The following is a 21,400-nucleotide window of genomic DNA, read 5'->3' as shown; positions in this document are numbered from 1 at the left end:
CGCGCCAGACCTTGCCCATGCCGCCCCGGCCGATGGTCTCGGTCAGCCGGTACCGGCCTGCCAGCAGCAGTCCCGCTGCCGTACTCGCGCTCTGTGCGTGTTCCACGTGTCCCCGCCCCGTTCCTTGGATTGACAGGTTACGGAGGGGAGGTACGTACGCGGAACCGGGGGCGGCTCAGTAACTCGCACCGTGATCCGATGGTTGCGGGGCGCGGTCGCCTCGCGGGGGGCCTGCCGGCCGGGTCAACCACCCGCCCGGTAGGCCGCCGTGGCCTGCTCGTAGATCTCGGTGACCTTGTCCCGCCGGTCCTCGGGGCCGATCACCTGCAGCACGTGGTACCTGTCCCCGACGATCATCGCGAGGTTGCGGACGAACACCTCGCGCCCGGTGCTGTCCTGCCAGGTGAACTGGCCTTCCGCCATGGCCTGCTTGCCCACGTCTATCCGGCGCAGCCCGGACGCGGAGGACCACGAGGAGTCGCGGAACGGCTGGAGTTCACGCTCCTTGTCGCGCTGGTACGCCATCGGGTCCGAGCCGTTGGCACTCACCGGATCGCGGCCGGGGACGACGATGAGCGTGAAGTCGCCGCCGACGTAGCGGACCTGGCCGCTGTCGTTGACGGGTCGGCGCTGCCAGGTCTTGTCGACACCGATCCGGAAGCCCTCGGGGTCGACACGCACGACATAGCCGTCGGCGAGGTCGACGGCGGGCGCGGAGGTCTGGGGCTGCCGGCCGTCCGGGGAGGCGTCGCCCGCCGGCTCGTTCGCGGGTGTGCCCCCCTGGGACGCGGGAGGGGACTGCGAAGCCGCCCCGGCGCCCGCCCCCGGGCCGGACTTCGGCATGAACAGCACGGCGTAGGCGATGGCGGCGGCGAGCGCGAGCAGGATCAGCAGGATCAGCAGGAGCAGGATCCTGCCCAGCGAGCGGGGTCCGCGCGGGCGCCGCTCCCGGGGCTCACGCGGTGCCTTGGGCTTCTTGTGGCGATGGCGGCCGTGCCTGATGTCCGGGGAACCGGCCCGGCGCCTGCGGACCAGTTCGCCCCGGCGGCGTACGACGGGCAGACGGGTGCCGTCGACCGAGGGCAGCGGAACGACCTCGGTGCCCGCCTCGGGTTCCGGAGCGGACCGCACGAGCGAGCGCAGCCAGCCGCGCAGCTCCTCGAAGTCCGGGCGCTCGGTGGGATCCTGACGCAGCAGCGACTCGACGACCGGGCGCAGCGGTCCGCATTCCTCGGCGAAGGCGGGCGGTTCGGCGCAGACGAGCTGCACCAGCTCGACGGCGCTCTCCTCGGGGTACGGGGCGTGGCCCTGCACCGCGCGGTAGAGCAGCGCGCCGAGCGCCCAGAGATCGGTGGCCGGGCCGATGGGCGGCGCCAGCTGCCAGTTCTCGTGCACGGGTCCGGCCTGCTCGGGTGCCCAGCGCTCGGTGACCGCGCCGACGACGGCGATGCGGGCCTGGCGCGCCCGCTCGGCGGCGAGAGGCGTGGCGGGCCCTCGATATGCCGTGGCCGCACCGGCGGCGACCACCTCGTCCCAGCGGCCACCGACGGTCGCCTGCTCCTCGTGGACGGACGCGCCGCTCTGGCGCCGTGCGTCGGCGCGCAGGGCGTCGCGGCCGGTCCCGGCGTAGGGCGACGCACCGTAGCGGGATGTGCCGCCGCCTGCGGAGATCGGCGCGGGGCCGTCGGCGCCGGATGCGGGGCCGTCCCGCCAGACGCCCGCGAGCTGTGGCCGGCGTGGGTTCGGGGGCGGATCCTCGTAGGGACGCTCGGACGGGCCCTCGTAGGCGTCGTCGTCCCTGTCGTCGTCCGTGGCGCCGGCGTCGCCTGCCGGCTGGGACCACCACCGCGGCGCGGGCGGGGCGGAACCGGGGCGGGGCGCGGGCAGGAGGGCGCCGCGGTCGTCGTCCGGCTCGTCCCGTACACCGGGGTGGTGCAGTCGCCCGACGCCGTCGATCCCGCGACCGGAGGCGGGCAGAAGGCCCCGATCACCGTGGTCGTCGACGGCGCCGTCACCGCCCTGGGCGTGCCGACCGTCGTGGCCGTACCGGCCTTCCAGGCCATGCGCGTCGTCCTTGCCGTGTGCGTCGTCCTGGCCGTGCGCGTCGTCCAGGCCGTGCGCGTCGTCCAGGCCGTGCCGGCCGAGTCGGCCCTCCTCGCGGTCCTGGTGGACTTGGTGGACCTGGTGATCCTGGCGGTCCTCCGGGCCGGTCACTTCCTGCCGGCGGTCCTCGCTTACGCGGGCCGCGGCCCGGGTGCCCGCCCGGTATGCGGCGATGGCACCGGCTCGTGCGGCCCGTACGTCCCCGGCGCCCTCGCCGAAGCCGTACCCGTACGCCGGCGGGGTGTACGGCGTGTACGGCTGCACCGCGTCGCCGGCGGCGGGCCCGGCGTCCTCCACCAGTTCCGCCTCCTCCACCGGCTCCACGGGGTCCGGCACCGGCGCGTACCCGCACAGGGCCTCCTCGGCGGCGCCCGCCGCGAGGCCGGTCAGGACGACTCTGCCGTCGTCGCAGACGAGGACCGTGCGCACCGTGATGTTCCGGTGGGTCCAGCCGTGCGCATGGAGGGCACGCAGCGCCGTGAGCACGTCCGAGCCGATCTCCGCCGCCCGGTAGGGATTCAGCGGCTCCTCCGCGAGCAGCGCGGCCAGCGGCCGTGCCGCCACCAGTTCACTGACGATCCACAGCGAACCGTCCTCGGCGAACACGTCGAAGACCTGGTCGAGCCGGGGGTGGTCGGGGATCTGCGCGGCGGCCTGGGCGGCTTCGACGGCCCGCCGCACCGCCGGATCCGTGGGCCGCCGGGTGCTGCGCCCGGGGGCCCGGCGAGGCGCGGGAACGCCCCCGGAGCCATCCGCGTCGAGCACTTCCGCTTCCACGACCTCCGGCAACGGCACCTGCCGGAGGAGGACTTCCTGACCGCTGTAGGTGTCAAAGGCGCGTGTCTCGACGAGTTCGTACTCGTCGGAGGGCGGCAGAGGCAGCCGATAGCGTTCGGCGAGCACCCTTCCCGCATAGTCGTCCACGACGCCTCCCCACAGCGTGCTGCTTTCATGGCTCGGCTCGCCTCGGGCCGCTCGGGCCGCCCTTCGGCCCACTCGCCGTCCCCCGGTCGCGCCGACCGCACGAAGCCGTCAATTCCGGTCGTTCACCGGTCTCTTGCGGCTGCGTACGGTCCACGGCCTCTCACGATACGTGGCCTGGTCAGTCCTTGGGGGTGAACCTCTCAGTCCTTTGGGGCGAACGTGGCGAACGCCGTCTTGCGCAGCGTGCTGCACTGCGCGCCGTCCCATTCACTCGCCTTGCAGCTGATCATGATCGAGTAGCCGTGCCCGGCGTCGACCTTGAACCCACGATTGAGCACCCGCACCCGCTGACCGTTCTGGTTGCGCTCGAAGCTCCAGTCGGCGACGGTCGGGTAGCCCTTGTAGTCGACGGCCTTGATGCCGAGGTGCTTGTAGCCGTTGCTGCTGCTCCGCACGGCGAACACCGCCGCCGTCCACGCGGCCTTCGCGTCGTCGCCCGGGCTGCCCGTGAAGTCCACCTGCACGCGCGGGAAGCCGCCGGTGGCGCTGAAGATCGCGCCGGAGTTCTGGCCGGCGGTACCGGTGCGGTGGAAGTTCTTCGGCATCGCCATGCTGAAGTGGAACTGGTCGTTCGTCACCATCGTGTACCCGGCGGGAATCCCCTTCCCGCCGCCGGGTCCTCCGGTGTCCTTGCCGCCGGACGGCTGTGTGCCGCCCGTGCCCGTGCTCCCGCCGCCGGTCTCGTCCGTGTCATCCTTCGGGGAGTCGTCGCCCTGGCCCTGGCCGCCCTGGCCGCCGTCCTTGCCCTTGGCGTCACCGCCGGCGGTGGCCCCGGCCGAGGCGGTCGCACCGCCCTTGGGCTTGCCCTTGGCACCCTCCTCGTCCCCGCCCAGCGTGACGACGAGCACGGTGGACAGGACGGCGAGCACGGCGACGACCGCGATGACCGCGATGACGACCAGCGTGCGCTTGGGCACCACATCGGTGAGCGGCGCCCGCACGGGGGCCGTCCGCGTGACCGCGGGCCCGTTCGCCGGCCTCGGAGCCGCGGCCGCGGCCGCGGACTTCTGCTCGGGCTTCGCCGCCGCGTTCCGCACGGAGCGCAGTGCGCCGCGGACCCGGTCGGCCGCCGCGTCGGCCGCCTCCTTGGCCCGGTCCCTGGCGGGAACCACGGGCTCCAGCGGGAGCGGCGGCAGCGCGACGACCCGGGTGGCCTCGGGCGACGGCTCCGGCTCGGCCGGCCGCTCCGGCGCGTGGATCACGTCCAGCAGCAGTGCCCGTGCCCCCGCCTCGTCGAGTCGCTGCGCCGGGTCCTTGGCGAGCAGGCCGTAGATGACCTCCTCCAGCGGCCCGGCGTTCTTCGGCGGGTCGAGCGGCTCGGTCATCACGGCGGTCAGGGTCGCGATGGCGGAACCCTTGTCGTACGGCGGGCAGCCCTCCACGCTCGCGTACAACAGCCCGCCCAGCGACCAGAGGTCGGCCGCCGGTCCTGGCTTGTGGCCGCGGGCCCGCTCCGGCGAGATGTACGAGGGGGCGCCGACGAGCATGCCGGTGGAGGTGATGGACGGGTCGCCCTCGACCTGGGCGATGCCGAAGTCGGTGAGCACGACCCGGCCGTCCTCCGAGATCAGCACGTTGGACGGCTTCACATCGCGGTGCAGGATGCCCTCGCGGTGCGCGGAGCGCAGCACGTCGAGGATGGCGAGACCCACCTCGGCCGCCCGGCGGGGCGTCAGAAGGCCGTCCTCGCGGACGGCTTCGGCGAGCGACTTGCCCTCGATGAGCTCCATGACGATCCACGGCCGGTCGTCCTCGTCGACCACGTCGTAGACCGTCACCGCGCCGTTGTTGCGGATCCGGGCGATCGCCTTCGCCTCGCGCAGGGTCCGTGTGATGAGGCGGCGCTTCTCGTCGTCGTCGATGCTGTTGGGGAAGCGGAGCTCCTTCACGGCGACCGTGCGGCCGAGCGTCTCGTCGACGGCCCGCCAGACGGTGCCCATGCCGCCGCGGCCGAGGACGCCTCCCAGCCGGTACCGCCCGGCCAACAGCCGTCCCTCGGCCGTCGGTCCGCGTCGCGCCGACGATCCGGCGGCCTTCGCGTCACCGCCGCGGGCGCCCTGCTGCGCCGCGTCCTTCACCGAGTCCCGCGCGTCCTTGGGCCCGGCCGCCGCGTCCTCGGCACCCCGGTCACCGGCACCGGCACGGGCGCCGCGGGCGTCCGGCGGCCCGGACTTCGTGCCGCCGCCCGCGCTCCCGGGCGCGTCCTTCGCCGTGCCACCGCGCCCGGCAGCCGACTTGGCGTCGTCCGCCCCTGCCCGGCGGGATGCCGCGGGCGCGTCGCCCCCGGTCTCAGGCCGCGCGTCGGCACTTCGTGGGTCCGGCTTCGCGCTCTTCGCTTCCTTCGCGCCGCTCACGTCCTTCGCGTCGCCGCTTCCCGCCCCCGGGCGCGACGCGTCCGACGCGTCGCGTCCGCCGTCCTTCGCCGTGCTCGCGCCCGAACCGCCGTGCTCACGCCCGGCCGAGCCCCCGGCCGCATCCGCCGTCGAGTCCGCGCCGGAGGCACGTTCGCCGTTCCGCTCCGCGTCCCGAAGGGGCTCCTGTGTCGTGTCCCGCGACTGCTCCGCCTCCGACATGCGTCCCCTCTGCGATCCCTGATCTTCGCCCGCGCCTGCCGCTTCCCGCGCGATGCGGTAACCCGCCCTGGAAGAGCCCCCATTCTCTCTCACTCCAGCACTGGCGAATCTCCCGGGTCCACCGTGTGTCAGGAAGGCTCCGGAGGAAGGGATTCCGCTGGATCCTAGATCGGGACGATGTCCGGCGCCCCCAGCCGCGCCGCGTCGGCCGTCAGATCGTCCGGCTGCCGCTGCGATTCCCGCTCGGCCTCCACCCGCTTCTCGTAGTGCTCCACTTCCTTCTCGATCTGCCCCTTGTCCCAGCCGAGCACCGGGGCCATCAGCTCCGCGCACTCCCGCGCACAGCGCGTGCCCCGGTCGAACGTCTCGATGGAGATGCGGGTCCGGCGCGTGAGCACGTCGTCGAGATGGCGCGCCCCTTCGTGGGAGGCGGCATAGACGACTTCGGCGCGCAGATAGTCCTCCGCGCCGCCGAGCGGCTCACCGAGCTTCGGGTCGGCCGCGATGAGTTCCAGCAGCTCCTCCGTCATGGATCCGTAGCGGTTGAGCAGATGCTCGACACGGGCGACATGGATGCCGGTCCGCGCCGCGATCCTCGCGCGCGCGTTCCACAGGGCGCGATAGCCCTCGGCGCCCATCAGCGGCACATCCTCCGTGACGCAGGCGGCGACCCGCTGGTCCAGTCCGTGCACCGCCTCGTCCACGGCGTCCTTCGCCATCACGCGGTACGTCGTGTACTTTCCGCCGGCGACGACGACCAGGCCGGGCGCCGGATGGGCGACCGTGTGCTCGCGGCTGAGCATGCTCGTCGCGTCCGACTCACCGGCGAGCAGCGGGCGCAGGCCCGCGTAGACCCCTTCGACGTCGTCGCGGCCCAGCGGCACGGCGAGCACCGAATTGACGTGCTCCAGCAGGTAGTCGATGTCGGCGCTGGACGCGGCCGGATGGGCCTTGTCGAGATCCCAGTCGGTGTCGGTGGTCCCCACGATCCAGTGCCGTCCCCAGGGGATGACGAACAGCACGGACTTCTCGGTGCGCAGGATGAGTCCGGTGGTCGAATGGATCCGGTCCTTGGGCACGACCAAATGGATGCCCTTGGACGCCCGGACGTGGAACTGCCCTCGCTCACCGATGAGCGCCTGGGTGTCGTCCGTCCACACACCCGTGGCGTTGACGATCTGCTTCGCCCGGATCTCGTACTCCCCGCCGGTCTCGACGTCCTGCACCCGGGCGCCGACGACCCTCTCCCCTTCGCGCAGGAAGCCGATGACCCGCGCCCGGCTGGCGACATGCGCGCCGTACGCCGCGGCCGTACGCACCAGGGTCGCCACATAGCGGGCGTCGTCCATCTGGGCGTCGTAGTACTGCAGGGCGCCCACCAGGGCGTCCTTCTTCAGGCACGGTGCGACCCGCAGAGCGTGCTTCCGGGAGAGATGGCGGTGGACGGGCAGGCCGCGGCCGTGACCCGAGGACACCGACATCGCGTCGTACAACGCGACGCCCGCTCCTGCGTAGGCCCGCTCCCAGCCCCTGTGCTGCAGCGGGTAGAGGAAGGGCACCGGCTTCACGAGATGCGGGGCCAGGCGCTCCAGCAGCAGTCCGCGCTCCTTGAGCGCCTCGCGCACCAGCGCGAAGTCCAGCATCTCCAGATAGCGCAACCCTCCGTGGATGAGCTTGCTCGATCTGCTCGATGTGCCCGAGGCCCAGTCGCGGGCCTCGACCAGCCCGGTCGACAGTCCGCGCGTCGCGGCGTCCAGCGCGGTCCCCGCGCCGACCACCCCGGCGCCGACCACGAGCACGTCCAGCTCACGCTCTGCCATTGCGGCGAGGGCCTCCGCGCGCTGCGCGGGTCCCAGTGTCGCTGTCCTCACGGTGCCTCCCGTCGCCCCCACTGGTCGGGCTCACACACATGATTCTGTCCGCACTCCGCGACTTCAGCCACCGCCTGTGGACAACACTCGGGCAGCCAGACACTCACAATCCCGCATAACGGTCATATTTACTCCTAGTCTGACATTGCGCCTCCTCGTTCTGTCCACAGAACTTGCGCGTCACGTCCCCTTCGGCTACTGGGAAGGACGCCTCACCACCATGCCCGCAGACCTCGCCGTCATCGGACTCGGCCACCTCGGACTGCCACTCGCCCAGGCCGCCGTAGCCGCGGGCATCGCGACCGTCGGATACGACACCGACCCCCGCCCCGCCGCCGAACTCGCCGCGGGACGTCCCCCCGTGGACGGTTCGCTCAGCGCCTCCGAAATCCGCCGGATGCTCTCGGGGGGCTTCCGGCCCACCACCGACTCCGCCGAACTCGGCCGGGTCCGCACGGCCGTCATCTGCGCCCCCACCACCCTGGGCGCCGACCGCAGACCCGACCTCGGCGCGGTCGGCGACGCCGCCCGGGCGCTGGCCGCGCGGCTGCGGCCGCACACCACCGTGCTGCTCGAATCCGCCGTCGAGCCGGGCACCACGGAGAGCTATCTGAAGCCGATCCTCGAAGAGGGCTCCGGGCTGCGCGCCGGCCACGACTTCCATCTGGCCTACTCCCCCAGCCGACTCGACCCGGGCAACCGCGCCTACGGCTACGCCAACACCCCCCAGGTGATCGGCGGACTCACCCCCGCCTGCACCGAATCGGCGGCGGCGTTCTACGGCCGCGTCAGCGACAAGGTGGTCCGCGCCCGCGGCCCCCGCGAGGCAGAGGCCGCCAAGCTCCTCGAAACCAACTTCCGGCAGGTCAACATCGCCCTCGTCAACGAGATGGCGGTGCTCTGCCACGATCTCGGCGTCGACCTCTGGGACGTCATCCGCTGCGCCGAGACCAAGCCGTTCGGCTTCCAGGCCTTCCGCCCCGGCCCCGGCGTCGGCGGCCACGGCGTCCCCCTCGACACGGTCGGCCCCCACCGCACCCTGCGGCTCGTCGAACTCGCCGGACAGATCAACGAACGCATGCCGCAGTACGTCATCCAGCGCTGCGCGACCCTGCTCAACGAACACGGCAAGTCGGCCCGCGCGGCCCGGGTGCTCCTCCTCGGCATCACCTACAAGCCGGACCTCGCCGACCTCGAAGGCTCTCCCGCACCCGAGATCGCGCAGCGGCTCATCGACCTCGGCGCCTCCGTCGGCTACCACGACCCGTACGTCCAGGACTGGCGCGTGCACGACCGCCCGGTCCCGCGCGCCGACTCCCTCTACGAGGCGGTGGCCAACGCCGACCTCACGGTCCTGCTCCAGCATCACCGCACCTACGACCTGCAGGGCCTCGCGGTGAAGGCGCAGATCCTGCTGGACACGAGGGGCGCGTCCCCGGCAGGCGCGGCGCACCGCCTCTGACCTGCCCAGGTCCGGGACGGCGGCCCGGGAATCCCCGTGTGCGATGTCGTAGGGAGGTGTTAGCCTCCAGCGCACTTGTCGCACATTCGTGCGCTTTTCCTTGTCCCGTGGGGGGATCCAGCATGTCTCAGTCCGTACCGCCTTCCGGCAACCCGTTCGCCGACGGCGCCACGCCCGCCGCACCCGCTCCCGCGCCCGCGCCCGCCCGGTCGGGCAACGTCGTCCTGGGCATTGTCGCCGGTGTCGTGGCGGCCCTGGCCGGCGCCGCCGCCTACGGCGGCCTGATGCGCGCGATGGCAGATGAGGACGGGAGCTACACCGAGATCGGCTTCGTCGCGCTCGGCGTCGGCGCGCTCGTCGGCTTCGCGCTCGGCAAGGTCGGCGGCCGCAACCCGCTGCTGCCGGTGCTCGGCGTCCCGCTCGCCCTCGCCGGCGTCTTCCTCGGCCAGCTCTTCGGCTACGCCCTGATGATCAGCTGGTGGTCCGCAGCCTCCGGTGAGGCCGTCACCGCCACCGAGCTGCTCACGAGCCACATCGGTGACCTGGTCGAGGGGTGGAAGGAGGAGGCCGGCGCGATGACCCTGCTCTTCTTCGCGATCGCCGGCTACGAGGGCTTCGCCATCACCAAGAAGGTCGCCGCGTGACCCGGGCCGCATGACCCGGGCCGCATGACCCGACCCGGGTAACGAACCCACATGGGGCCCGGCACCTTGGTGGTGCCGGGCCCCATGTCGTCGTCGCGGCAGGCGTCAGCGCTTGTGCTGGGAGTCCGCGACCGTCACCTCGACGCGCTGGAACTCCTTGAGCTCGCTGTAGCCGGTCGTCGCCATGGCACGCTTCAGGGCGCCGAAGAAGTTCATCGAGCCGTCGGGGGTGTGCGACGGACCGGTGAGAATCTCCTCCGTCGTGCCGACGATGCCGAGGTCGACGAGCTTTCCGCGCGGCACGTCCTCATGGACGGCCTCCATGCCCCAGTGGTGGCCGCGGCCGGGCGCGTCCGTCGCGCGGGCCAGCGGGGAGCCCACCATCACGGCGTCCGCACCGCAGGCGACGGCCTTCGGGAGGTCGCCGGACCAGCCGACCCCGCCGTCGGCGATGACGTGCACGTAACGGCCGCCGGACTCGTCCATGTAGTCGCGGCGCGCCGCGGCGACGTCCGCGACCGCCGTGGCCATGGGGACCTGGATGCCCAGCACGTTGCGGGTCGTGTGCGCGGCGCCGCCGCCGAAGCCGACGAGGACACCGGCCGCGCCCGTGCGCATGAGGTGCAGCGCCGCCGTGTACGTGGCGCAGCCGCCGACGATGACCGGGACGTCGAGCTCGTAGATGAACTGCTTCAGGTTGAGCGGCTCGGCCGCGCCGGAGACGTGCTCGGCCGAGACGGTCGTGCCGCGGATGACGAAGATGTCCACACCGGCGTCGACGACGGTCTTGGAGAACTGCGCGGTGCGCTGCGGCGACAGCGCCGCGGCGGTGACGACTCCGGAGTCGCGCACCTCCTTGAGGCGCTGCCCGATCAGCTCTTCCTTGATCGGCGCGGCGTAGATCTCCTGCAGACGGCGGGTCGCCGCGTCCTCGTCCAGCTCGTCGGCGATCTCGTCGAGCAGCGGCTGCGGGTCCTCGTACCGGGTCCAGAGGCCCTCGAGGTTGAGCACGCCCAGTCCGCCCAGCTCACCGATGCGGATCGCGGTCTGCGGGGAGACGACGGAGTCCATGGGAGCGGCCAGGAACGGAAGCTCGAAGCGATAGGCGTCGATCTGCCAGGCGATCGAGACCTCCTTCGGGTCCCGGGTGCGCCGGCTCGGGACGACGGCGATGTCGTCGAAGGCGTACGCCCTGCGGCCGCGCTTGCCGCGCCCGATCTCGATCTCAGTCACGATGTGTGGCCTTTCCCTCTACGTCTGCGCCTACCAGTATCCCCGACGCACACGTCAGGGGCGGTCCCGGGAATCCCCGGAACCGCCCCTGACGAAACGCGTGCGCTGCTTCCTGCTGTAGTCGTGCGCTACTTCCTGCTGTAGTTCGGCGCCTCGACGGTCATCTGGATGTCGTGCGGGTGGCTCTCCTTGAGTCCGGCGGAGGTGATCCGCACGAACCGGCCGCGGTCCTGCAGCTCCGGCACCGTCCTGCCGCCGACGTAGAACATCGACTGGCGCAGACCGCCGACCAGCTGGTGGACGACCGCGGAGAGCGGGCCCCGGTAGGGGACCTGGCCCTCGATGCCCTCGGGGACGATCTTCTCGTCGGAGGCGACGCCCTCCTGGAAGTAGCGGTCCTTGGAGAAGGAACGCTGCTCGCCACGGGACTGCATCGCGCCGAGGGAACCCATGCCGCGGTACGACTTGAACTGCTTGCCGTTGATGAACAGCAGCTCGCCCGGCGACTCCTCGCAGCCCGCGAGCAGCGAGCCGAGCATCACCGTGTCGGCGCCCGCGACCAGGGCCTTCGCGATGTCGCCGCTGTACTGCAGGCCGCCGTCGCCGATGACCGGGACGCCTGCCGCCTTGGCGGCGAGCGAGGCCTCGTAGATCGCGGTGACCTGCGGGACTCCGATACCGGCGACGACTCGCGTCGTACAGATGGAGCCCGGGCCGACACCGACCTTGATGCCGTCGACGCCGGCGTCGATGAGCGCCTGGGCGCCGTCGCGGGTCGCGACGTTGCCGCCGATGACATCGACGGGGGCGTTGGACTTGATCTTGGCGACCATGTCGCCGACCAGCTTGGAGTGACCGTGCGCGGTGTCGACGACGATGAAGTCGACTCCGGCCTCGATCAGGGCCTGGGCGCGCTCGAAGGCGTCACCCGCGACACCGACGGCGGCACCGACGAGGAGCCGGCCCTCCCGGTCCTTCGCCGCGTTCGGGTACTTCTCCGCCTTGACGAAGTCCTTGACGGTGATGAGGCCCTTGAGGATGCCCGCGTCGTCGACCAGCGGAAGCTTCTCGATCTTGTGGCGGCGCAGCAGCTCCATGGCGTCCACGCCGGAGATACCGACCTTGCCCGTGACCAGCGGCATCGGGGTCATGACGTCGCGCACCTGCTGGGAGCGGTCCGTCTCGAAGGCCATGTCGCGGTTGGTGACGATGCCGAGCAGCTTGCCCGCCGCGTCGGTGACGGGAACACCGCTGATCCGGAACTTGCCGCAGATGGCGTCCGCCTCGGCGAGCGTCGCGTCCGGGTGCACCGTGATCGGGTCGGTGACCATGCCGGACTCGGAGCGCTTCACCAGGTCGACCTGGTTGGCCTGGTCGGCGATGGAGAGATTGCGGTGCAGCACGCCCACGCCGCCCTGGCGGGCCATGGCGATGGCCATCCGGGACTCGGTGACCTTGTCCATGGCGGCGGACAGCAGCGGGATGTTCACCCGCACGTTCTTCGAGATGAACGAGGCGGTGTCGATCTGGTCGGGCGCCATGTCGGACGCGCCCGGCAGCAGCAGCACGTCGTCGTAGGTCAGCCCGAGTGTCGCGAATTTCTCGGGCACTCCGTCGACGTTGGCAGTCATGACACCTTCCCCAAATGGCCTTGATCGGTGCGGATGTCCATGCTAACGGGATCCGAAGGTGTCTCATTCCACGATCAAGATCGCCGAGCAGCTTTGTACGTTCGTACGTACGGAAGCGGCGTGCGGTTCATCGCGTGCCGCCATCCGTCAACGCTACTGCTCCGCCAGCGCCCGCAGGCGGCTGAGCGCCCGGTGCTGTGCCACCCGGACCGCGCCCGGGGACATCCCGAGCATCTGCCCGGTCTCCTCGGCGGTGAGCCCGACCGCGACCCGCAGCACCAACAGCTCCCGCTGGTTCTCCGGAAGGCTGGCGAGAAGCCTCTTGGCCCACTCCGCGTCATCGCTGAGCAGGGCCCGCTCCTCGGGCCCGAGCGAGTCGTCGGGCCGCTCCGGCATCTCGTCGGAGGGCACGGCCGTCGAGCCGGGATGGCGCATGGCGGCCCGCTGCAGATCGGCGACCTTGTGGGCCGCGATCGCGAAGACGAACGCCTCGAACGGGCGCCCCGTGTCCTTGTAGCGCGGCAGCGCCATGAGGACCGCGACGCAGACTTCCTGCGCGAGGTCCTCGACGAAGTGACGGGCATCACCGGGAAGCCGGCTCAGCCGGGTGCGGCAGTACCGCAGCGCGAGCGGGTGCACACGGGCGAGCAGGTCGTGCGTGGCCTGATCGTCGCCGTCGACGGCACGGTGAACGAGTGCACCGATTGCCCCATGGGCGGTCGCCGCCTCGTCGTCACGCATCGGTCCATGGTGCCTCGACTGCCGTCGATCCGTGGCACCGTGTCCATAGTTGTGCACCGAAGCGTTATGAGCAGGTGCGCCGGAAGTCATCTCCTGCGCCCTCCCCTTGCGCTCGACAGACTCGTCCCCGAGGAACTCCACAACTCAAGGATGCGGCATCGCGCGGGAAACGTGCGCCCGCTGTCGCCATCACCTCGCCCGCCGCCCCGCCCACCGTGTGACGGGCGGGACTCACGATGCCGGTGGGACCGGTGGGACCCGTGGGGCGGCGTACCGGGCGCGCGTCGCATGTACGACGGCCGCGCGCCCCTTCAGTTCGCCCGCCGGGAGCGGTCCCGGCCACGCCCGGCACCGCTCAGCGAACCAGGCCCCAGCGGAATCCGAGCGCGACGGCGTGCGCCCGGTCCGAGGCGCCCAGCTTCTTGAACAGCCGCCTGGCGTGCGTCTTCACCGTGTCCTCGGAGAGGAACAGCTCACGCCCGATCTCGGCGTTGGACCTGCCGTGGCTCATGCCTTCGAGCACCTGGATCTCACGCGCGGTGAGCGTGGGCGCGGCGCCCATCTCGGCCGAGCGCAGCCGCCGTGGGGCGAGCCGCCAGGTCGGGTCGGCGAGGGCCTGGGTCACCGTGGCCCGCAGCTCGGCGCGCGAGGCGTCCTTGTGCAGATACCCACGGGCACCGGCGGCCACGGCGAGCGCGACGCCGTCCAGGTCCTCGGCGACGGTGAGCATGATGATCCGGGCCCCGGGGTCGGCGGACAGCAGCCGGCGGACCGTCTCGACGCCGCCCAGTCCGGGCATGCGTACGTCCATCAGAATCAGGTCCGAGCGGTCGGCGCCCCAGCGGCGGAGGACTTCCTCGCCGTTGGCCGCGGTCGTCACGCGCTCTACGCCGGGCACGGTTGCCACCGCGCGACGGAGCGCCTCTCGGGCGAGCGGGGAGTCGTCGCAGACGAGGACGGATGTCATGGCCGCCCTCCGCAGCTGATGCGCGTCACCTTGAGCCTCCAGGCTGGTTACGTATCGTCACCTGTGCGGTTGAACGCCCCCGGACATCTGCCCGAGTGCTTGTTCTCTCAACCGCCTCCGCCCTCTCAACGACGGTCACTCGAAAGAGTTACGGGTGGGCCGGGCACCTTCGGCACTCTACGTGAGGACCCGTGAGCGGAGGAGAGCGACACAGCTCATCAGCACGTCACATGGCAGCTATGCCCCATTTAGCGGCATTTCTTCCCTTTTACTGGTGTCTGTGGCTAGATTCGCAATGAGTCATATTTACATCTACTTACACCGTAGATGTACGGTCGGAGCTCAGGCATCCACTCAGCACGGCTACAAGGGGACATGCGCTATGGCAGATTTCTCCCGCCTTCCCGGACCGAACGCCGATCTGTGGGACTGGCAGCTGCTCGCAGCATGCCGTGGGGTAGACAGCTCACTCTTCTTCCATCCCGAGGGGGAACGCGGCGCGGCGAGGAGTGCGCGCGAGAACTCGGCGAAAGAGGTCTGCATGCGGTGCCCGGTGCGCGCGGAGTGCGCGGCGCACGCACTGGCGGTGCGGGAGCCCTACGGGGTATGGGGTGGACTGACGGAGGACGAGCGTGAGGAGCTCATGGGGCGGGCCCGGCACCGGCTGATCCCGGCGGGTGGCGCGGGAGGTGCCCCGCACGGCTGAATCGAGCCGCCAACCTTTCGAAGAAACGTTCCTGCACAGTCCGGCCCCGGGCCGGCCGGTCCTGCACGACCCGGCCCCGCCCTGTCGTGCGCGGTCCCGCACCGAACGGTGCGGCGCGGGACCGCGGGCGGGTGCGCGGATCAGGCGGGACCGCGGGCGGATCAGCGCGCGGCGGCGAGCGCCAGCCGGTCCAGGGTGGCCGCGACCGTGGGGACCTGGGCCAGATCGGGCAGGGTCAGGGCGACGATCTCGCGGTGGACGGCAGGCTCCACCGCCACCGTTCTGGCGCCCTTGGGCAGGACGGACTCCAGCGCCAGCTCCGGCAGTACGGCCACGCCGAGACCCGCGCCGACGAGTCCGACCACGGCCGGATAGTCGTCCGTGGCGAAGTCGATCCTGGGCGTGAAGCCCGACTCCTCGCAGACCGCCACCAGTTGGCGGCGGCAGCGCGGACACCCGGCGATCCAGGGTTCGTCCGCCAGTTCCGCGATGGACAGGGATCCGGAGTCCGCCAACCGGTGCCCCTCGGGCACCAGCCCGACGAGCCGGTCGCTCAGCAGCGGCCGTACGACCAGGTCCTCCCACTCCGTGCCCCCGGGGCCGTAGCGGAAGGCCAGGGCCACATCGCAGTCCCCCTCGCGCAGCATCTCCTCGGAACGCGGCGGCTCGGCCTCGACCAGGGAGACGCGGGTGCCTGGATGTGCGGCGCGCAGCGCGGCCAGTGCGGTGGGCACGAGGGTGGAGCTGCCGCTGGAGAACGACACCAGACGGACCCGGCCCGCGCGCAGGCCCGCGATCGCGGCGACCTCCTCCTCCGCGGCGGTCAGCCCGGCCAGGATGCCGGCGGCATGGCGCACGAGGGCCTCACCGGCCTGGGTCAGCCGCATCTCCCGGCCCGCGCGGATCAGCAGCGGGGTGCCGGCGGACGTTTCGAGCGCCTTCATCTGCTGGCTGACGGCGGGCTGGGTGCAGCCCAGTTCCCGCGCCGCCGCGGAGAAGGAACCGGTGGCGGCCACGGCACGCAGGACACGGAGATGACGGGCTTCGATCACTTTTCGAGCATAAGGGACGCTTGGAGGGCCGGCGAATTGTTCGCCGGTCGCTTTGAGGAGGCTTGGAGGGGAAGCAACCGTTCCGAGGGCCGGGCCTGACAGGCCGGGGCCGGACCCCTGGCACTAACGTGCCGCCTATGACGACAGCACTGATTACGGGCGCGACCGCGGGCATCGGGGCCGCCTTCGCGCGGCGTCTCGCGGCGGACGGGCACGATCTGGTCCTGGTGGCACGGAACACCGAGCGGCTGCAGGAGCAGGCGACCGAGCTGCACGACCTGCACGGCATCGAGGCGGAGGTGCTGACGGCGGACCTGGCCGAGGAGGACGGGATCGTCTCGGTCGAGAAGAGGCTGGCCGACCGCAGGCGGCCGGTGGATCTGCTCGTGAACAACGCCGGCTTCGGCAACAAGGGCCGGTTCCTCGAAGTGTCCATGGCCGATGAGCTGCGGATGCTGAAGGTGCACTGCGAGGCCGTGCTCCGGCTGACGTCCGCGGCCACCGAGCCGATGCGCGACCGCGGCAGGGGCGGGGTGGTGAACGTGGCGTCGGTCGCCGCGTTCGTACCGCGCGGGACGTACGGGGCGTCCAAGGCGTGGGTCGTGCAGTTCACCCAGGGCGCGGCACGGGACCTGGCGGGCACGGGCGTACGGCTGATGGCGCTCTGCCCCGGGTTCGTGCGGACCGAGTTCCATCAGCGGGCGGGGATGGGGACGGAGAACATCCCGGGCTGGATGTGGCTGGACGCGGACAAGCTGGTGTCGTCGGCACTCGCCGACCTCGCCCGTGGCAGGACGCTGTCGATCCCGGACCCGCGCTACAAGGCGCTGATGGGCGTGGTCAAGCTGGCTCCGCGCGGTCTGCTCGGCGGGGTCAGTTCCCGGGCGGGCCGCAAGTACGGACCGAAGTAGTCCCGTCCGCCCAGGTCACCGTGAGGGTGCGGCCGGTGATCTCGATGTCCGCGAGCGCGGTGACGGGCGCCGGGTCCGGCTCGGCGGTGAGCGAGGCGAGCGCGACGAAGAGGCTGTCCGGCCCGCCGCCGGTGGTGCCGTGGAGGGCGGCGGTGCGGGTGCGCGGACCCTGGAGGGTGGGACCGGACGCGGAGGCGGTGCGCACCGCGTAGCCGTGCACCGGCTGGAGCTGGGCGGTGGGGCCGCCCGGGGTGGTGGCCCAGCCGGTCTGGCGTACGGGGGTGCCTTCGGGCGCTCCGGTGACGAGATGGGCGCGGATCTCGGCGCGGCCGTGGGCGAGCGTCAGGGAGTGGACCCGCACTCCCGGGCACGGGGTGTGGGCGGAGGCGGCCCAGCCGGGGCCGGCGCCCCGGGGTTCCGCGGGGCCGCGTGCGGTGGGCTTTCCGTCGACGACCAGGGCGAAGTGGTTGTCGGGGAGCGCGGTCGGCTCCGTGGTGGGCCCGGTGCGGGTCGAGTAGGCGAAGCGCGCGTAGCCGGGGTCGTCCTGCCCACCGCCCTGGCTGGAGCCGTGGTTGTGCAGCCGTACGAGTCCGTCGGCGGCGGTGGACTGGACGAGCAGACCCGGCGACGCGAGGGCGGTGACGGCGTCCTCGGTCTCGGCGGGCAGCCGCTCCTCGCGGCCGGTCCAGGCCGGGTGATCCGGTGGCAGGAGCAGGCCGAGGAAGCCCTTCGACGCCCAGTAGGGGGAGGCCGGTCCCGAGTAGTTCTGCAGGACGGGTTCGTACGGGCCGTGCCAGCCGAGGGTGAGCAGGCCGCGGTCGTCGGCGGCGCCCCGGTCGAGGAAGTGGCGCAGGGCGCCGGAGGCGAGCCGGCGGGTGGCGCCGGGCCCGAGCGGGGTGTGGCCGGTGAGGGCGCCGAGCCATGGGGCGGACGCGGCGGCGAAGCGGTACGTCAGCGAACGGCCGTACGGCATCGGTGACCCGTCGGCGCCGAAGAGGCGCGTGTAGCCGTCGAGATGGGCGCGCAGCCGGGGGCCGTAACGGTCGAGGAGGTCCTCGTCGCCGGCGAGGTGGGCGTGCAGGACGGGATAGAGGTGCAGGGCCCAGCCGTTGTAGTGGTCGAAGGACCTGTTGTCGCCGTCGCTGTACCAGCCGTCGCCTTCGTACCACTCCTCTATACGCGCCAGCGAGCGGTCGACGGTGCGCCGGGCCAGGTCGGTCTCGATGCCGGCGTCCTGGAGGAATCCGGCGACGGTGAGGCCGAAGAGCCACCAGTTGTTGTCGACGGGGGGCGGCTCGAGGGCGGGCAGCAGCCACTCGACGGCGCGCCGGCGGGTGCGGTCGTCGAGGGTGTCCCACAGCCAGGGGCGGGTCAGGCGCAGGGACAGCGCGACGGAGGCGGACTCGACGATCGCCTGGGGGCAGTCGGCCATGAGCGGCCAGCCGTCGTGCCCGTGGTCGCGCTCGGTTCCGGAGGCGAGCCCTTCGGCGTACCGGGCGAGGTGGCCGTGGGGGTCGTCGCCGTGCGCTCCCGTGACCCGGAGGGCGGCGAGGAGGAAGGTACGGGCGTAGCCTTCGAGACCGTCCGACCGGGGACCCGAGGCACTGGGGCGCGGGCCGGGAAGGTTGATCAGTCCGTGGTGGGGCGAGGCGTAGGGGCGTACGGCCAGCAGGAGTTCGTCGGCGACGGCCTCCCAGTGGCCGCGGGTCCAGCCGGTGTACGGGCTCAGCTCACGGTCTTCGGGCAACGTGGGCACGTTCCGCATCCTTCACCGCAGGTGATTCAACGGTCAATAGAATGCGAGCGAATGATCGAAACTCTTGTCGTTCGATCACCTTGCATTAAGGTCGGCTTCCTGCGAGTGACCGAAGCGAGTCATCACTGCGAGGGGGACAGCCGCCGTGCGCGAGAGTGCTGCCGAACGTCATGACCGACTGCTGAGCCTGGTTCGGGAGCGCGGCACCGCGCGCGTCTCCGATCTCGCCGGGCAGCTCGGGGTCTCCCACGTCACCGTGCGCAGGGACGTGGAGGCCCTGGCCGGGCGCGGACTCCTGGACCGGGTGCACGGTTCGGTGTCCTGGCCGGAGCGGGACGGACTGCCCCGGCAGCGCCAGGGCGGCGGCGAGGGGCTGGTCCTGGGACTGCTCGCGCCGTCGTCCACGTACTACTTCGCCGAGGTGATCCGCGGGGCGCACGAGGCGGCGGCGCACGCCGGCGCACGGCTCATCCTGCGGATCTCCGACTACCGCCCGGAGGAGGACCGCGCCCGCACGGAGGGGCTGTTGGCGGCGGGCGCGGAGGGGCTGCTGGTCGCGCCGGGCTGGCGAGGGCCCGACGATCCGGCCGAACACGGCGCCTGGATCACCGAGCTGCCGGTCCCGGCCGTACTGCTGGAGCGGCGGCCCGTCCCCGGCAGCGCGCTCGACGAGCTGGACCGGGTGTCGTCCGACCATCGGCACGGGGTGCTGCTCGCCCTGCGGCATCTGGTCGGACTCGGACACCGTACGCCGCTGCTGGTGGCGCGCGCGGACAGTCCGACGGCGCTGGAGGTGCGGTCCGGGTACGGGGAGGCGCTGGGCGCGCTCGGGCTGCGCGCGCCGGGCACGGTGATCGACTCGGTGCCGGCCGAGCGCGATCCCGCGGGCTTCGAGGCGGCGGCGCAGGCGCTGCGGTCGGCGGTGACCTCCGGCGAGGCGACGGCGGCGCTCGTGCACAACGACGTCGACGCGATCCAGCTGGTGCAGCGGCTGGCCGAGCTGGGTGTGCGGGTGCCGGAGGACCTGGCACTGATCGCGTACGACGACGAGGTCGCGGCGCTGGCCGACACACCACTGACGGCGGTCGCCCCGCCGAAGCGTCATGTGGGCCGGCATGCCGCCCAGTTGCTGGTGGAGCGGCTGACGGCCGGGCGGGACGAGGACGAGCCGGGAAGGCATCTGACGCTGCTTCCGCGACTCAACGTACGGGAGTCGTGCGGAGCGTCGACGCGCTCATAGTTTGATCAGATTTCGATCAATCAATCTTTCGCTCTTGACTTCGCTCATCCCTGGCTCAAGTATCTCGGCCAACGCCATTCGGCCGCTGTCGGTACGCACCGGTGCCGACGCAGCCATCAGGAGCCAGGAGCCCCGCCGTGATCCGTAGTTGGAGCAGATCGTCCCGAGTCATAGCCGGCACCGCCACAGCCTTCGCCGTCCTGACGGCGTGCGGCGGCGGTGACGGTGCATCAGGCCCCGCGGCGGACGGGAAGCCGGTGACCATCACCTTCTGGGCGTGGCAGAAGGGGTCGAAGGATGTCGTGGACGCCTTCAACGCGTCCCACAAGGACATCCAGGTGAAGTTCGAGGAGATCCCGTCCGGCAACGCGGGCGGCTACGCCAAGATCTCCAACGCCGTGAAGGCCGGGAACGCGCCGGACCTCATCGCCGTGGAGTACCCGCAACTGCCGGAGTACGTCAGCCAGGGCGCGGTCCAGGACATCGGCAAGCTCGTCGGCGACGACGTACGACAGAAGTTCCTGCCCCAGGCGGTCGAACTGACCACGCTGGGCGGCAAGAACTGGGCCGTGCCCTTCGACGCGGCGCCGCAGGCCTTCTTCTACCGGAAGGACCTCTTCGAGAAGTACGAGGTGGCGGTGCCGAAGACGTGGGACGAGTACCGCAAGGCCGCGGAGAAGATCAAGGCGGCCGACAAGAAGGCCCGTATCGGAACCTTCTTCCCCGATGACCCGAGCACCTTCCAGGCGATGTCCTGGCAGGCGGGGGCGCACTGGTTCAAGGCCGAGAACGACACGTGGAAGGTCGACACGACGGACCCGGCCACCCAGAAGGTCGCCGCGTACTGGCAGGGCCTCCTCGACAAGGATCTCGTCCACAACCAGGTGTCGTTCACGCCGGAATGGGTCAACTCGCTCAAGAGCGGCGGCACCGTCGGGTACGTCGGGGCGTCGTGGGGCGGCGGCGTCGTCAAGTCCACGCTGCCCGAGCAGAACGGCAAGTGGGCCGTCGCGCCGATCCCGACGTGGGACGGGAAGCCGGCGAGCGGGATGCTCGGCGGATCGACGTTCGCGGTGACCAAGGACAGCAAGCAGGCAGAGGCCGCGGTGACGTTCGCGACCTGGATGGCCACGACCCCGGAGGGCATCAAGGCCCGTATCGCGTCCGGGACGTCGAGCGCCTTCCCGGCCGCGTCCGAGCTGCGTCCGGTGGCCAAGTCGGCCTTCGACGCGGGCTTCTACGGCGGCCAGGACATCTACCAGGTCTTCGAGGACGGGGCCGCGTCGATCCGCCCCGACTGGACCTGGGGTCCCACCTCGGGCACGACCACGACCGCGATCAAGGACCGCTTCGGCAAGCTCAAGAGCGGCGACGCCACGATCGCCGACGGCATCAAGGCCGGTCATGACGCGACGGTGGCGGAGCTGAAGAAGCGCGGCCTGAAGGTCGAGGGCTGATGCCCTCGCCGACTCCCCGGGGCGGCACGGGCCGGCAGGCCCCGGCCGCCCCGGCGCCCGCGGGCGCCG

Annotated in this window: 15 protein-coding genes; 6 read left to right on the top strand and 9 right to left on the bottom strand. The window is 71.8% G+C overall.

Annotated elements, in window-relative coordinates; genetic code table 11:
• Window positions 1–243: 243 nt before the first annotated feature.
• From ACIQMR_RS29865 to ACIQMR_RS29855, 3 genes are all read right to left on the bottom strand, one after another.
• Entirely contained in the window at window positions 244–3,027 is a 2,784-nt protein-coding gene (locus tag ACIQMR_RS29865) for a protein kinase (protein WP_401393665.1), read from the bottom strand.
• Between the two features lie 200 nt (window positions 3,028–3,227).
• On the bottom strand, window positions 3,228–5,660 hold the full coding sequence (locus ACIQMR_RS29860) for a protein kinase (protein ID WP_401393662.1): 2,433 nt from the start codon (window positions 5,658–5,660) through the stop codon (window positions 3,228–3,230).
• 164 nt (window positions 5,661–5,824) lie between these two features.
• Window positions 5,825–7,531, bottom strand: coding sequence for a glycerol-3-phosphate dehydrogenase/oxidase (locus ACIQMR_RS29855; RefSeq protein WP_401393659.1), 1,707 nt, complete (start codon window positions 7,529–7,531; stop codon window positions 5,825–5,827).
• A gap of 220 nt (window positions 7,532–7,751) precedes the next feature.
• On the opposite strand from ACIQMR_RS29855, the gene ACIQMR_RS29850 reads away from it, so the two are divergent.
• Complete coding sequence (locus tag ACIQMR_RS29850) at window positions 7,752–8,993, top strand: nucleotide sugar dehydrogenase (RefSeq protein ID WP_266381706.1); 1,242 nt, start codon at window positions 7,752–7,754, stop codon at window positions 8,991–8,993.
• Between the two features lie 122 nt (window positions 8,994–9,115).
• Entirely contained in the window at window positions 9,116–9,637 is a 522-nt protein-coding gene (locus ACIQMR_RS29845) for a hypothetical protein (protein WP_401393656.1), read from the top strand.
• Window positions 9,638–9,742: 105 nt separating this feature from the next.
• On the opposite strand, the gene ACIQMR_RS29840 is transcribed toward ACIQMR_RS29845, so the two are convergent.
• The 4 genes from ACIQMR_RS29840 to ACIQMR_RS29825 all read right to left on the bottom strand — a co-directional run bounded on the left by ACIQMR_RS29840 (window position 9,743) and on the right by ACIQMR_RS29825 (window position 14,209).
• The gene (locus ACIQMR_RS29840; RefSeq protein ID WP_401393653.1) at window positions 9,743–10,870 is read right to left on the bottom strand and encodes a GuaB3 family IMP dehydrogenase-related protein; all 1,128 of its coding nucleotides are present in this window, start codon (window positions 10,868–10,870) and stop codon (window positions 9,743–9,745) included.
• 128 nt (window positions 10,871–10,998) lie between these two features.
• On the bottom strand, window positions 10,999–12,501 hold the full coding sequence (gene guaB, locus ACIQMR_RS29835; protein WP_401393650.1) for an IMP dehydrogenase: 1,503 nt from the start codon (window positions 12,499–12,501) through the stop codon (window positions 10,999–11,001).
• A gap of 153 nt (window positions 12,502–12,654) precedes the next feature.
• On the bottom strand, window positions 12,655–13,242 hold the full coding sequence (locus ACIQMR_RS29830) for a sigma-70 family RNA polymerase sigma factor (protein WP_358671128.1): 588 nt from the start codon (window positions 13,240–13,242) through the stop codon (window positions 12,655–12,657).
• A 355-nt stretch (window positions 13,243–13,597) separates the two neighbouring features.
• Window positions 13,598–14,209: a response regulator transcription factor gene (locus ACIQMR_RS29825; protein WP_003948568.1), complete on the bottom strand. Its 612-nt coding sequence runs from the start codon at window positions 14,207–14,209 to the stop codon at window positions 13,598–13,600.
• A 382-nt stretch (window positions 14,210–14,591) separates the two neighbouring features.
• On the opposite strand from ACIQMR_RS29825, the gene ACIQMR_RS29820 reads away from it, so the two are divergent.
• Complete coding sequence (locus tag ACIQMR_RS29820; protein WP_017949599.1) at window positions 14,592–14,915, top strand: WhiB family transcriptional regulator; 324 nt, start codon at window positions 14,592–14,594, stop codon at window positions 14,913–14,915.
• A gap of 161 nt (window positions 14,916–15,076) precedes the next feature.
• Here ACIQMR_RS29820 and ACIQMR_RS29815 read toward each other — a convergent pair whose 3' ends face one another.
• Window positions 15,077–15,967, bottom strand: coding sequence for a LysR family transcriptional regulator (locus ACIQMR_RS29815; protein ID WP_358671130.1), 891 nt, complete (start codon window positions 15,965–15,967; stop codon window positions 15,077–15,079).
• A gap of 137 nt (window positions 15,968–16,104) precedes the next feature.
• On the opposite strand from ACIQMR_RS29815, the gene ACIQMR_RS29810 reads away from it, so the two are divergent.
• Window positions 16,105–16,878, top strand: coding sequence for an SDR family oxidoreductase (locus ACIQMR_RS29810; RefSeq protein ID WP_358671132.1), 774 nt, complete (start codon window positions 16,105–16,107; stop codon window positions 16,876–16,878).
• Here ACIQMR_RS29810 and ACIQMR_RS29805 read toward each other — a convergent pair.
• Window positions 16,841–18,634, bottom strand: a complete 1,794-nt coding sequence (locus tag ACIQMR_RS29805) for a DUF2264 domain-containing protein (RefSeq protein WP_401393645.1) — start codon at window positions 18,632–18,634, stop codon at window positions 16,841–16,843. The genes ACIQMR_RS29810 and ACIQMR_RS29805 overlap by 38 nt on opposite strands.
• A gap of 145 nt (window positions 18,635–18,779) precedes the next feature.
• Here ACIQMR_RS29805 and ACIQMR_RS29800 point away from each other — a divergent pair, with 145 nt between their 5' ends.
• Window positions 18,780–19,874, top strand: coding sequence for a substrate-binding domain-containing protein (locus ACIQMR_RS29800; RefSeq protein WP_401393642.1), 1,095 nt, complete (start codon window positions 18,780–18,782; stop codon window positions 19,872–19,874).
• A 137-nt stretch (window positions 19,875–20,011) separates the two neighbouring features.
• On the top strand, window positions 20,012–21,331 hold the full coding sequence (locus ACIQMR_RS29795) for an ABC transporter substrate-binding protein (RefSeq protein ID WP_401393639.1): 1,320 nt from the start codon (window positions 20,012–20,014) through the stop codon (window positions 21,329–21,331).
• The last annotated feature ends 69 nt before the right edge of the window (window positions 21,332–21,400 follow it).

The sequence above is a fragment of the Streptomyces sp. NPDC091376 genome (genome assembly GCF_044757085.1).
Taxonomy (GTDB): domain Bacteria; phylum Actinomycetota; class Actinomycetes; order Streptomycetales; family Streptomycetaceae; genus Streptomyces; species Streptomyces pratisoli.
This window is presented reverse-complemented; position numbering and strand designations above follow the sequence as displayed.